Source organism: Burkholderia lata (assembly GCF_902499025.1).
Taxonomy (GTDB): domain Bacteria; phylum Pseudomonadota; class Gammaproteobacteria; order Burkholderiales; family Burkholderiaceae; genus Burkholderia; species Burkholderia lata_C.
On the sequence record NZ_CABVPW010000006.1, the window covers coordinates 37,461 to 49,688 of the forward strand.

General features: G+C 67.3%; 11 protein-coding genes. 7 read left to right on the forward strand and 4 right to left on the reverse strand.

The features are described 5' to 3' along the window. The first annotated feature begins 253 nt into the window (after positions 1-253). Positions 254-505: a FecR/PupR family sigma factor regulator gene (locus BDI24065_RS07750; protein ID WP_254609705.1), complete on the forward strand. Its 252-nt coding sequence runs from the start codon at positions 254-256 to the stop codon at positions 503-505. Positions 506-770: 265 nt separating this feature from the next. On the opposite strand, the gene BDI24065_RS07755 is transcribed toward BDI24065_RS07750, so the two are convergent. Beyond that, complete coding sequence (locus BDI24065_RS07755; RefSeq protein WP_175030714.1) at positions 771-1,595, reverse strand: hypothetical protein; 825 nt, start codon at positions 1,593-1,595, stop codon at positions 771-773. Between the two features lie 164 nt (positions 1,596-1,759). Between BDI24065_RS07755 and BDI24065_RS07760 the strand changes: the two genes are divergently transcribed. Together BDI24065_RS07760 and BDI24065_RS07765 are read left to right on the forward strand one after the other, a co-directional pair. Next, a complete protein-coding gene (locus tag BDI24065_RS07760) occupies positions 1,760-3,412 on the forward strand; it encodes a type II toxin-antitoxin system Phd/YefM family antitoxin (protein ID WP_175030715.1) in 1,653 nt (550 codons plus the stop codon). A 273-nt stretch (positions 3,413-3,685) separates the two neighbouring features. After that, positions 3,686-5,017, forward strand: coding sequence for a hypothetical protein (locus tag BDI24065_RS07765; protein ID WP_175030716.1), 1,332 nt, complete (start codon positions 3,686-3,688; stop codon positions 5,015-5,017). Between the two features lie 16 nt (positions 5,018-5,033). Here BDI24065_RS07765 and gspK read toward each other — a convergent pair whose 3' ends face one another. The 3 genes from gspK to BDI24065_RS07780 form a co-directional block, all read right to left on the reverse strand. Continuing rightward, a complete protein-coding gene (gene gspK, locus BDI24065_RS07770; protein WP_175030717.1) occupies positions 5,034-6,029 on the reverse strand; it encodes a type II secretion system minor pseudopilin GspK in 996 nt (331 codons plus the stop codon). A 33-nt stretch (positions 6,030-6,062) separates the two neighbouring features. Continuing rightward, complete coding sequence (locus BDI24065_RS07775) at positions 6,063-6,629, reverse strand: hypothetical protein (protein ID WP_175030718.1); 567 nt, start codon at positions 6,627-6,629, stop codon at positions 6,063-6,065. A gap of 153 nt (positions 6,630-6,782) precedes the next feature. Then, entirely contained in the window at positions 6,783-7,490 is a 708-nt protein-coding gene (locus tag BDI24065_RS07780) for a hypothetical protein (RefSeq protein ID WP_175030719.1), read from the reverse strand. Between BDI24065_RS07780 and BDI24065_RS07785 the strand changes: the two genes are divergently transcribed. The 4 genes from BDI24065_RS07785 to BDI24065_RS07800 all read left to right on the forward strand — a co-directional run bounded on the left by BDI24065_RS07785 (position 7,489) and on the right by BDI24065_RS07800 (position 12,146). Then, a complete protein-coding gene (locus tag BDI24065_RS07785; RefSeq protein ID WP_254609706.1) occupies positions 7,489-9,141 on the forward strand; it encodes a ShlB/FhaC/HecB family hemolysin secretion/activation protein in 1,653 nt (550 codons plus the stop codon). The two genes, BDI24065_RS07780 and BDI24065_RS07785, sit on opposite strands and share 2 nt — an antisense overlap. A gap of 67 nt (positions 9,142-9,208) precedes the next feature. Next, positions 9,209-11,014 (forward strand): DUF2341 domain-containing protein, encoded by a 1,806-nt coding sequence (locus BDI24065_RS07790; protein ID WP_175030720.1) that lies wholly within the window; start codon positions 9,209-9,211, stop codon positions 11,012-11,014. Between the two features lie 18 nt (positions 11,015-11,032). Then, entirely contained in the window at positions 11,033-11,443 is a 411-nt protein-coding gene (locus BDI24065_RS07795; RefSeq protein WP_043177386.1) for an ExbD/TolR family protein, read from the forward strand. Positions 11,444-11,447: 4 nt separating this feature from the next. Next, positions 11,448-12,146 carry a TonB family protein gene (locus BDI24065_RS07800; protein ID WP_174956298.1) on the forward strand — a complete coding sequence of 233 codons (699 nt, stop codon included), beginning with the start codon at positions 11,448-11,450 and terminating at the stop codon, positions 12,144-12,146. Positions 12,147-12,228: the final 82 nt, after the last annotated feature.

Below are 12,228 nucleotides of genomic sequence, written 5' to 3' on the forward strand. Positions count from 1 at the left end.
CTTCCCGCGTTTTACTTTTCCTTCTTCCTTCCACTGGCGATGCGTTCGCGTCGCTTCTGGCTGTCCGCGCCCTGCGGGTTACGGCCGTCCGATACGACTTGATCAATGAGGGCCGGCAAACGCCGGGCCGTCTGTCATGGCGGCCCGGTGTGACGTCGTCGGATCCGAGGCGTGGGTGGCAAGCGCCCCGGCCGTGCAGCGATGCGCGGTGTGGGGGATGTGTGTCGATGGAGCTTCGGGCGGTGGCGTGATCATGAACGAATCGCAACGGGAGTCGGATCCCGGCGACGCGAATACGCGCGCCGATGCGATCCGCGAGGGCGCCGTGCGCTGGCTGCTGTGGTTGCGCGCCGGCGACACGACGGAACAGGAGCTCGACGCTTTCGCGTGCTGGCGTGCGCAGAGCGACGAGCACGCACGCACGGTCCGCGAGCTGATCTGGATGTGGGCCGTGCTGGAGACGGTCGGCCGCCAGGAGCCCGGCGGGCCGACGCGCACGCATTGATGCGGCGGCCTGTCGTGCGCACCGGTGTGGTGCGCAAGCGCATTTGCGCGGTGGCACGCGCGCGCTGAAAGAAAGTATGCGGGTTAGGCGGGCCCGCTTCGACCTTGTATATGAGAGAGCGAGGGGGCTGTGCAGAGGGGCTGCAAGGCGGAGACCGGGGAACGGGGGCCTGAATGGGCTCCCGGATCACCGCTCACGCAGGGCGGCGGATGTGGCCGGGTACGTGTCGGCCGCGTCACGCAGGCCCCGATGCACGACTCGGGATTCAGGATGGCGGCTCGGGCTGCAGGCCGGCGCGTGCGCCGTTCCAGGCGGCGTCGAGCGGATCGCCGGCATCGCGCAGCGGCTCGCGCAGAAAGGGAAAGCGTTCGACGAACGGTGCGGATTCTTGCAGGGCCACGATATGGTTGACCATCCATTGCAGCAGTTCGCCGCCGTGCCGGACCTGTTCCGGCCGCCAGCCCGGCATCGTCGAGAAGAGGGCCGCGAAGCCGCTCCAGCGCGACGGACGGTCGTTGTCGCCGGGTCGGAAATAGGTGTTCATCGCGACGTCGTGCGCGTCGGTCAGCGCGCCGACGAACAGCCCGTGCGGCGTCGGCACGCCGATCTGCTGCCAGCCTTCCGCGAGCGCCAGCGAGCGCATCACGCGCGCCGCGACGAACGCGATGCGCGTTTCGGGTTCGATTTCCGCCAGCGACATCACGCCGTTGCGCTGCATGCAGCGCGCGACTGCGTGCGGCCGGATCACGTTCGACGCGAAGCTGCGCAGCACGAGGTCGGGCACCGTCAGCTGAAGCTGGAATTCGCGCAAGCCGTGCTCGGCGCTCATCGTCGAGAAGTTGACGAACAACCCTTCGGCGTGACCGAGCGCGCCGACGTACGGCTCGAGCCCGAGGCGGGCGAGCTTCGGTGCGATCTGGCGTTCGAGCAGCCGCAGCAGGTTGCGGCGATTGCGCACGCCCGTGAAATCGTCGAGGCCGCGGGTGACCACGTCGCTGATTTCCCAGCGGCGCTCGTCGGCGACGAGCCGCGGGGAGCCGCTCAGGTCGAACCGGGCGCGGCCGTGGGCCACGCGGGGATCTACGTACATGCCGGTGCCTCGTGCATCGATTGCGGGCGGACCGCCGCGGCGGTGCGCCGTCGCGCGGGTCCGGACGCCCACGATGCTGCGGCGTCGCGGGCGGCCCGTCAAGTGCGCGTGCGCCGCGATGCAGGCGAACGAGCGCGCCCGGCCGAACAGTGTGGAGTGACTGGATGATGCGCACGATTGTGGAACGCTTCGTCGAACAGAGCCCGATGACGATCATGACGCGGCTCGTGCTGCAGTGCGCGCTGCACGACGACTGGATCGATATGGCTGCCGACGCGGACGAAGAGCCCGACGACGAGTCGATCCGCGAGACGCTGTTCGCGCTGGCGGTCGATGCGATCGCGGCGATTGCCGCGCAGACGCAGATGCCGCACGCGGTGCCCGGAACCGCATCGTCCGCGTCCGGCGCCGCGGTGGCGGCGCTACACGACGGCATGAGCCGATGGCGGGCCGGCTGGGGGCGGGCGCTCGTCAGGGACAGCGTCGATCTGCTGTTGCCCGTCGCGGCAGCGCGGGCCGACGAACGCGGGCGCGCGCTCGGCGGGATGCGGCTGCGCGTGCTTGACGGTGCGGGCGACAGTTGCGCGCCCGGCGGGGGCGGTTGCGACTGCGGCCGCGCGTGCGACGACCCGGTGCGCGATGCGGCGCTGGGCCTGACGAGCGCACGCGTGCTGCCGGTCTACGATCCCGAGCTTGCGATGATCGTCGACTTGCTGCCGGTCGAGCGCGGCCGCGCGCATGAACGTGCGTTCGTCGGCGCGATGCTGGAAACCGTCAGGCCCGGCGAGCTGTGGATCGTCGACGGCCGTTTCGACATCGACGCGATCGTGTCGGGCTGGCCGCGCCGCGGCGGCGCATTCGTGCTGCGCGACGACGGCGGCGCCGCATGCCGGCCGCTCGGCGGCTGGCGCGATGCCGGCGTGCTCGACGGCGGCGACGTTCGCGAGCAGGCGGTCGGCATCGCGGGCGATGGCGAGGCGGCCGGAACGCTCCGGCGGATCGAGTGGCGCGGTCACGGCCTCGACGGCCACCCGGGCGCGATGGTCGCGGTGCTGACGAACCTGCCGGCGGAGCAGTTCGATGCGTGCCAGGTGATGCAGCTGGCGCGCCGGCGCTGGCGCGACGCGCTGCCGTTTTCGCTCGAGGCGGTACTCGGCGGCGCGTTGTTCGGCAGCGTACCCGCTCGCGCGTCGCTGCTCGCGAGCGGCATCGCGGCACTCGCGTACAACGCGTTCAGCGTGATGACGCGCGTCGTCAGCGGTGCGCTCGGCCTGGATGAGCGCGACGCGGAACGCGTGCCGTCGCATATCGCCGACGGCGTCACCGCAACCTACGCGGGGATGATGATTGCGCTGCCGCCCGACGGGTGGCGACGTTACGACCAGTTGCCGGCGGCGACGCTCGGCCAGATCGTGCGGATGCTTGCCGTGCACGTCGATCCGCGCAGCGAGCGGCGCCGGCGTCGCGACAACCGGCTGTCCGCGAAGTCGCAGGCGCTGCTGCGCGCGGCGACGCTCGAACACCTGCTGCATGACGACGGCGGCGATCCGGCCGCGAACGTGTTCAGCCTGCGCACGATCGCGATGGCGACGCGCGACTTCAGCAGCAATCCGTCGAAGGCGCTGCGGCATGCAGGCGAGGCGCTCGTGATGGTCACCAAGTACAACCGGCCGATCGCGCTGCTCGTGTCGATCGACGACTGGAACCGGCTGCTCGGCGAAGTGCGCGAGACGAGTCTCTCGCGGCTGTCGTTCGATGCGGCGTTGACGCCGCAGCGGGCGCGTGCGGTCGGGTTTGGCGAGTTGTCACCGGTCTAGCGTTCCGTTCCGGTCCGGTGCCTCGCGGATACCGTCAGTATGGTGCTTCGAGCCGGGCGCCCGCTGAATCCCGTTGCGACGGCATCGGGATGCCTGCCAATGCCGGCGCATGAAAGACGGAACCGGACGCTCGCCCGTCGCGGTTCGTTGGCGCCCGACTACTCGGGGTCGTTTGTCGGATAGACTCATCCGTTACTGCATTTTCCTATGCCCATACCCCGGTGCTCTGCCGGGACGGATGCATTTCCATCTCATGCTGACGAAATGATACGAGTGACGGTCTTCTTCCTGGCCATGTGCGCCAGTCTGGGTTTCGGCTCCCGGGTATATGCCTATACCACGTCGACATGCGAGGAGACCTGGTATGTGCCTGCGGCAGGCCAGGAGTTCACCGGGAGAACGACGTCGTGGAAGGAGGTCGGGACCAAGGCCTGCACCAGGCACGACGTCAAGGTGATCGGCACCCAGCCGTCGACCTGGGACGATTACAACGACGCAGGTTCCGGCGCGCGGCAAGGGGGCGCATTCGCGATCCTGGGCGGGAAGGGGTATTTCATACTCACCACGGACGTCCATCAAGGCCCGTATTGCGGCGGTGGAGATGTCGCGGGGTTCAGCGCAGCGTGTGTGCTTCCCCCGGTAGCCCGACGGAACGAGGTGCATCACCACCGCTACTACTACCAGGTCACGTCCACACCGAAACTGGATCTCGTCGCCGGGTGCAAGCCGACCTATGCAACCGACGGGCAAGCGATTTTCTACCTGACGAGCGATCACAGTTACGAAGCCGGCCATGTCGAGGATCTGCCTTTCAAGGTTGTCGACGCGGACGTCGGTTCATTCAGGTGCTTCGTACCCGAAGGCGCGCAAGGCGACCAATGGGCACGCGATGCGAACCGCGTATTTTTTGACGGAAGGCAGGCGAAGGGGATGTCTCCGGACGCTCCCGTCAAGGTGTTTGACGGCGCCATCCAGAATGTCAGCGATCTTGCCGTGAACGGCGGGAATGTCTTCAGTGTCGACTACACCGACGGCGTGAAATGGCTGAACAAGACCGACGGAGCGCTCAGGATCCTGTCGCCGGCTTTCTACGTGGATCGACGGAATGTCTTCGATCAGGGCTTCAGGAAGATAGCGGGCTTGAGTCCCGATGCATTTTCCGTCGTGACACCGGCTTGCCCGGTTCCCGGGCAGCCGGACCTGCGATGCGTCGTACCGGACAGCCGGAGTGACAAAGCGGGATACGGGATTCAGGGCGACATGCTCGTCATTCCGCGCGGGATCTCGGAGCCGGGCAAAAGAATCGTGATCAAGGGATTGAACCGGAACAACGCTGACTTTTTTATTCTTCACGGCATGTTCGGCTCGGTTTCCGGAGATTCCGCGTTCATGTTGGTCAACGATCGCTTGTACAGCATGGATGCGCTCGCCAAAGGCCGTTTCACGGACGGCATGCCGATTCGCGGGCGCCTGAGAAGTTTGCCGACGCTCAGCAACTGCGTCCTGAACGGCGACCACGGAGCCGGTCTGGACAGATATATCCTGGATGATGCGGGTGGTATCGACTTGACCGACATGAAGCACGTCGGCCCGTGCACGCATTGAGGCCAGCCTGCCGCCGTCAACTCGTCAGCCGATGAACCCAGATCACCGACGTCCACGTGAAATTGCCGCTGCCGTAGCGCGCGATCAGCGTGTCGACGCGTGCGTTGATGCGCGCCGAATGCACGCGGCAATGCACGATGAAGTAGAGGCTGTTGACGCCGACGGTCGAGCCGTCCGGCAGCGTCGGGCTGCCGCCGCGCGCGGGCAACAGGTACTCGGCGATGTCGCCGGTGCTGACGAAGTACGCGGTGCCGCGCCGGTCGACGAGCCGCTTGGCCTGGCTGGCCGACAGCGTCGGAATCGCGGCAACGAGCACGGGCTCGGCCGCGGTATTGGCGTTGACGGTGGTCAGGTCCGGCAGGATCGTCGTGAACGGCGCCAGCGTCTCGATCGCATGCGTGTCGTAGCCGGGAATGCGGGCGAGATCGTCGATCGACACGAGCTGCAGCGGCCAGCCGTCGGGGCCGTTCGTGTCGCGCAGCGAACGCAGCATGTAGTCGGCCGTCTGCTGCGCGAGCGCGGGATCGAGCGCTAGCTGGCTCAGCAGCCGCCGGTACGCGAGCACGCCTTCGCCGTTGGCCTGCCACGGCTTGCCGGGTGCGATGCGCGTGACGAGGTTCGTCAGGTTGAAGCGCGCCTGCGCATCCTCGACATGGCCGGAGATCCACGCTCGCGACAGCTCCGCATTGACCGCCGCGGCGTCGGGCGGCAGCAGGTCGGCCAGCTGCACGTCGGCGGCCGGCGACGACCACGGCTGGCCGACGAACGTGACGTTCGACGTCGCGTTCTGCGCGCGCAGCGTCGCACGCGCCCATTCGACCGCTGCGCGTTCGACCCACATCGTCTGCGTCGCAAGCCGCTGGTTCTCCACGTCGCGCGTCGCGACCTGCTGGCGCCACAGCACGCTCGCCGCGAGCGTCGCCGCCAGCGCGACGACGAGCAGCACCGTGACGATCGCGATGCCGCGTTCGTGCCGCGGCCGCGCGCTCCCGGACTTTCCGTATCGATGCATTCGCATGCTCCTGCAAGGGCGGCGTGACGGCGCTCAGTCCACGAACGCCAGCCACGCATGGGCGATGCTCGCATGCGCAGATGACGTGACGCCGAACATCGCGGTGAGTCCGGCCACCCAGAACGCGAGCGTCGCCGGATGCGTACCGTCGGTCGTCAGCGCGAGCGGGCCGACCAGCGACGCGATCGCATGCGAGCGCCACAGCAGCAGCACGAACAGCGCGCAGCCGACTGCCATCGCGACGAAGAACAGGTAGAGCGCGACCGTCGAGCGCCGCGTGAACGGCGTGCGGTGATGGCGCTGGTTCGCGGCGACGATCGCCGCCCCGTTCGCGACCGGGACGATCGCCATCGCGAGCATCCAGAACAGCGGCTGGTCGCTCGACGCGTCGATCAGCAGCAGCGTGCCGATCGTCCAGATCGGCGGCGCAAGCAACGTGAGCACGATCCACGACAGCAGGTGCCAGACCAGCCAGGGCGCGCGCCAGCGCAACGCGCGGCGCGGCGCGGCAAAGGCGGCAGGCGGCAGCCGGCCCGCGGTCGCGGCATGGCCGGACAGGCGTTCGGCGAGCCACCGTACGAACATCGTCGCGAATGACATGGAGGGATCCGGTCGTTGACGTTTTTACCCAATAGCTAGGACGAAGCGGACGGCCGCAAACCGCAGGATTTCTCGTGGCCGGGACGTTTGTCGCGACGCGGCATCGCGCATGCGGTGCGCGGAAACGGTCTCGTGCGCGTCTCGTGCATATCTTCAGCGGAATGTCACAAAAACTTCCCGGTTGAAACCTGAGGATTGTCGGGCCGCACACAGGGGGAGGGTGACGCGCGTCGCGCGCAGCCTTCGGGGCGGCAACACGTCTGCCGACGATCGCGCGAGCACGCGCTGTCCGGAAGCCTTGGCGGCCACGGCAGACGATACGTACACGAAACGGGGCCACGCACATTCCTGCGCAACGCGCAACGCGCAACGCGCAACGCGCAACGCGCAACGCGCAACGCGCCGCGCGATGCGCGCCGGCGCTCGTTGCGCGCGCATTGCAGGCCGCACGCTGGCGGCCGTGTCCTGCTTCCGGCGTCGAGTCGGACGGCCAGTTGGACGGCCCGCGAAAAAAAGTTTGCGGCAATGCGCGACCAGTTCCGCGTCTAGGTAGGTGAGAGCGGCGACTCGTGTGCCGCACACGATGGCCGTTGCCGATCGACGCAGCAGTGCCGATGCGTCGGCAGGCAGCCGATCGCGACGATGCGTGACGAAGGTTGCGGGTTTTCCGGAGTCGCTTCGTCCTTTCCGGTAGATGCGGTTGAACGCACCGGGCACGGAAATCGGGAAATGCATTGCGCAGATCATGCTAAGGATGACGAATAAATCGTCATCAAAGTGAAACAGGCATTTGATAGCGGAGCGAACGGCTGGCGCGGTACGCAACGCTTCGATCCGGAACAACAAAGGGGAATGGCGCATGCCGCCGAGAGTAGACCGCAAGTCACGCGAACGATGGCGGCTGAACTGCCGATGCCTGGCGGGTGTCGTGCTGGCCGGAGGGCTGGGCCTCGCGCCGGGCATTCATGCGCAGGAAGCCGCGCCGGCCGCGAAGGCGGCACCGGCCGCACCGCAGTCGTTCGACGTGAATGCCTTCGTGGTGCGCGGCAACACGACGTTGCCGACGCTCGAGATCGAGAAGGCCGTGTATCCGTTCGAAGGGCCGGGCCGCACGCTCGCCGATGTGAACGCGGCGCGTGACGCATTGCAGAAGGTGTACCAGGATCGCGGCTACCAGTCGGTCGTCGTCGAGCTGCCGCAGCAGCAGGTGAAGAACGGCGTGATCCTGCTGCAGGTGACGGAAGCGAAGGTCGGGCGCTTGCGCGTCGACGGCGCGAAATACAACTCGCCGCAGAACATCCGCGATGCGGTGCCCGCGCTGGCCGAGGGCCAGGTGCCCGATTTCAACCAGGCGCAGCAACAGCTCACCGACCTGAACCGCTCGGCGGACCGGCAGGTGATTCCGATCCTCAAGCCGGGTGCGTTGCCGCAGACGGTCGACGTCGACCTGAAGGTCGACGATCACAGCCCGCTGCACGGCTCGCTCGAACTGAACAACGACAACAGCCCCGGCACGTCGACGCTGCGCACGACCGCGAACGTCAGCTACTCGAATCTCTGGCAGCTCGGCCACGTGATTTCCGGCACCTACGTGCTCGCGCCGCAGCATCCGAACGATGCGCGCGTCTACGCGTTCTCGTATCTCGCGCCGATCAAGGATTCGCACTGGAGCTTCCTCGCGACGGTCGTGCATTCGGACAGCAACGTCGCGTCGGTCGCGAACACCAACGTGCTCGGCAAGGGCACCACGTACGGCTTCACCGCGATCTATTCGTTGCCGGCGTCGGAAACCTACGCGCACTCGGTCAGCCTCGAGATCGACCGCAAGCACTTCGACGAGAACGTATCGATACCGGGCCAGGCGGGCTCGACCGCACCGCTCACGTACGTGCCGGTGACGCTGTCGTACAACGGCCAGCTGAGCCTGAAGAACTCGCAGACGTCGTTCGCCGCGTCGGTGACGACCAACATCCGCGGCCTCGGCAGCGACTGGGGCGCCTGGGACAACAAGCGCTACAACGCGACGCCCGACTTCGTGTACGGCAAGTTCGACGTCAACCACACGCAGCGCTTCGCGAACGACATGCAGGCCAATGCGCACGTGAACGCGCAGATCTCGAACTCGCCGCTCGTGTCGAGCGAGCAGTTTGCCGCGGGCGGGATGAACAGCGTGCGCGGCTACATGCAGGCCGAGGACACGGCCGACAGCGGCGTGATCGCATCGGTCGAGCTGCGCAGCCCGTCGCTCGCGAAGTGGCTCGGCGGTGCGGTGGGCAGCCGCGTGAACGAATGGCGCTTCCACGCGTTCTTCGATGCCGCGCACCTGTGGCTGCTGAGCCCGCTGCCGGAGCAGACGTCGCGCTTCAACCTGATGAGCGTCGGCGTGGGTACTCGGGTGCAGATCATGAAGTACGCAAGCGCGGATTTCGAGGCCGGCTGGCCGTTGAAGGCGGGCGTCTACACGCGGCAGTACAGCCCGCGGTTCGATTTCTACGTAAGGCTGGGGTTCTGACGGATTTTTTTTGATCGTGCCGGGGCGATGCGACGAGCGCGGCGCCCGCACATTCGGGGAGTGGATCGTGAAGCGAGTCTTGTTTTTCCTGTTGGCGGTGATGCTCGGCGTGCTGCCCGGCATCGCGAACGCATGGTGGCAGAACGACTGGTCGTACCGGAAGGCGATCACGATCGACGCGAGCGCGAAAGGCGCGAACCTCGCGGAGTCGGCCGGCCGCGTGCCGCTGCTGATCCGCCTGCACTCGGGCAACTTCCAGTTCGACGGGCTGGCCGACAACGGCGCGGACATCCGCTTCGTCGCCGCCGACGACAAGACGCCGCTGAACTTCCACATCGAGCAATACGATCCGGTACTCGGCGTCGCGCTGATCTGGGTCGACATTCCGAAGATGCCGGCCGGCGCCGCGGAATCGATCTGGATGTACTACGGCAACAAGAAGGCGCCGGACGGCAGCAAGCCGGCCGAGACGTTCGATGCCGACTACACGCTCGTCTACCACTTCAACGGCGCCGCGGGTGCGCCGCCGAAGGACCTGACCGCGTACGGCAACCACGCGCAGAACGCGTCGTTCCAGACGGTCGAGGACGGCATCGTCGGCAAGGGTGCGCGGTTCGACGGCAACGGGTCGCTGACGCTGCCGGCGAGCCCGTCGCTGAACGTACCGGCCGGCGGCAGCTTCACGTTCAGCGCGTGGGTGAAGCCGTCGGCGCTCATGCCGAACACGCTGCTGTACAGCCGTCGCGACGGCGCGAACGCGCTGCTGATCGGCCTCGACAACGGCGTGCCGTTCGCGGAAGTCCAGGGCGCTGTCGGCAATCCGGCACCGCTACGTACGCCGGCCGCACCGCCGGTCGCCGCGAACCAGTGGACGTATCTCGCGGTCACGGCCGACGGCAAGAACCTGACCGTCTACGTGAACGGCAAGCAGGCCGCGCAGATCGCGGCGGTGCTGCCCGCATTGAACAGCGCGGCAACGGTCGGTGCGGATACCACCGGCGCACCGGTGGGCTTCGCCGGTTACGCAGGCGCGCTCGACGAACTGCGCCTGTCGAAGATCGCGCGCTCGCCGGCCACGATCGCGGTCGATGCGCTCGCGCAAGGTTCGGAATCGAAGCTCGTCGCCTATGGCGCCGACGAGAAGCAGTCGGGCTTCGGCTTCGGCTACTTCGGCGTGATCGTGCAGTCGGTGACCGTCGACGCGTGGGTCGTGATCACGATCCTGCTCGGCATGGCGCTCGTGTCGTGGGTCGTGATGTGGACGAAGGCGCGCTACGTCGGCACCGTCGACAAGGCGAACCAGTATTTCGTGCAGCGCTTCCGCGAAGTGGCCGGGCGTCACCTGGTCGGTCTCGCGCATGTCGACGAAGCGAGCGCCGATGGCCGCCGCCTGTACCAGTCGTCGCTGTACCGGCTGTACAAGGCCGGCGTGCATGAAATCCATAGCCGCGTGGACGACAACGGCCGCACGGTGATCACGTCCGAATCGATCGAGGCGATCCGCGCGTCGATGGACGCGACGCTCGTGCGCGAAAACCAGAAGCTGTCGAAGTCGATGGTGCTGCTGACGATCGCGATCTCGGGCGGCCCGTTCCTCGGGCTGCTGGGCACGGTGGTCGGCGTGATGATCACGTTCGCGGCGATCGCCGCGGCCGGCGACGTGAACGTGAACGCGATCGCACCGGGTATCGCGGCCGCGCTGCTCGCGACCGTCACGGGCCTGTTCGTCGCGATCCCCGCGCTGTTTGGCTACAACTACCTGCTGATCCGCAACAAGAACGTGACCGCGAACATGCAGGTGTTCGTCGACGAATTCGTCACGCGCCTCGCCGAAGCGCACCGCGCGCCCGATCACGCGGTGCTGGCCGACTGACGCACGCAGGAGACCACCATGCAGGTTCAGGACGACGACAAGCCTTACGACGACATCAACATCACGCCGATGCTCGACCTCGCGTACGTGCTGCTGATCATCTTCATCATCATGACGACCGCGTCGGTGCAGGGCATCAAGGTCGATCTGCCGAAGGCGAGCTCGTCCGCGAGTCTCGCGAAGCCGAAGACGAAGGCGATCACGGTGGCCGATTCGGGGCAGGTATTCCTCGACGCGTACCCGGTGACGATGGACGAGCTCGAAAGCCGGCTGCGCACCGAGAAGGCGACCAATCCGGAGTTTCCGATCGTGCTGAAGGGCGACGCGGGCGTGCAGTACCAGAAGGTGATGGACGTGCTCGACCTGCTGCGCCGGCTCGACCTGTCACAGGTCGGCCTGGTGACCGGCAAGGCGAAGCAGGGCGGCTGACGCGATGGAAATGACCTACAACGGCGGCCCGCCGGACAAGGGCCCCGGCCGCTACGTGAAGCCCGTCGCGATCGCGCTGGTGCTCGCGGGCGTGGCCGCGCTGATCTGGCGTTTCGCGGGCGACACCGCGGGCGTGAAGCGCGTGAGCGCGCCGCAGGTGACGACGGTGATTCCGTTGCCGCCGCCCCCGCCGCCGCCGAAACAGAAGCCGCCGCCCGAGAAGGTGAAGGAAGAGGTCAAGACGCCGGTCGACCGGCCGACGATCGCGCCGAAGCCGTCCGAGGCGCCGAAGCCGTCGGACAACCAGCCGAAGCAGATGACGATGAATGCCGATGCGCAGGCGGGCACCGACAACTTCGGCATCGGCGCGGGCGACGGTTCGGGGATGCTGGGCAGCGGCGGGGGCGGCAAGTTCGGCAACGCGAGCTATGCGCAGTACATGGTGTACGTGCTGCAGCGCGCGATCGAGCAGGACAAGGGCGTGCAGGAGGCCGGCGGCGCGCGGTTCGCGGGCAGCCTGAACCTGTGGATGGATACGTCGGGACGGATCACGAAGGTGACGGTCGCGCAGTCCACCGGCGACGCGAAGATCGACGCGGCCGTCGTCGCGGCGGTCGAGGCGCTCGGCCGGGTCGACGAAGTGCCGCCGCCCGCGACCTCGTATCCGGTGCTCGTCAAGCTACAGGGGCGCAAGCCGGCATGACGATGCGTGCGCGTTACGACGAAAGAATCATGGGGTGGCGCCGTCGCACGGATGCTGCCGGAAAAGAAACGAAAATTGTTCG

Bases quoted from the DNA above. Each gene is read 5' to 3' on its own strand.
- BDI24065_RS07785 (WP_254609706.1), top strand. From the start codon at position 7,489: ATGCCGCCGAGAGTAGACCGCAAGTCACGCGAACGATGGCGGCTGAAC.
- BDI24065_RS07795 (WP_043177386.1), top strand. From the start codon at position 11,033: ATGCAGGTTCAGGACGACGACAAGCCTTACGACGACATCAACATCACG.
- BDI24065_RS07800 (WP_174956298.1), top strand. From the start codon at position 11,448: ATGGAAATGACCTACAACGGCGGCCCGCCGGACAAGGGCCCCGGCCGC.
- BDI24065_RS07775 (WP_175030718.1), bottom strand. From the start codon at position 6,629: ATGTCATTCGCGACGATGTTCGTACGGTGGCTCGCCGAACGCCTGTCC.
- BDI24065_RS07750 (WP_254609705.1), top strand. From the start codon at position 254: ATGAACGAATCGCAACGGGAGTCGGATCCCGGCGACGCGAATACGCGC.
- BDI24065_RS07780 (WP_175030719.1), bottom strand. From the start codon at position 7,490: ATGCGCCATTCCCCTTTGTTGTTCCGGATCGAAGCGTTGCGTACCGCG.
- BDI24065_RS07755 (WP_175030714.1), bottom strand. From the start codon at position 1,595: ATGTACGTAGATCCCCGCGTGGCCCACGGCCGCGCCCGGTTCGACCTG.
- gspK (WP_175030717.1), bottom strand. From the start codon at position 6,029: ATGCATCGATACGGAAAGTCCGGGAGCGCGCGGCCGCGGCACGAACGC.
- BDI24065_RS07760 (WP_175030715.1), top strand. From the start codon at position 1,760: ATGATGCGCACGATTGTGGAACGCTTCGTCGAACAGAGCCCGATGACG.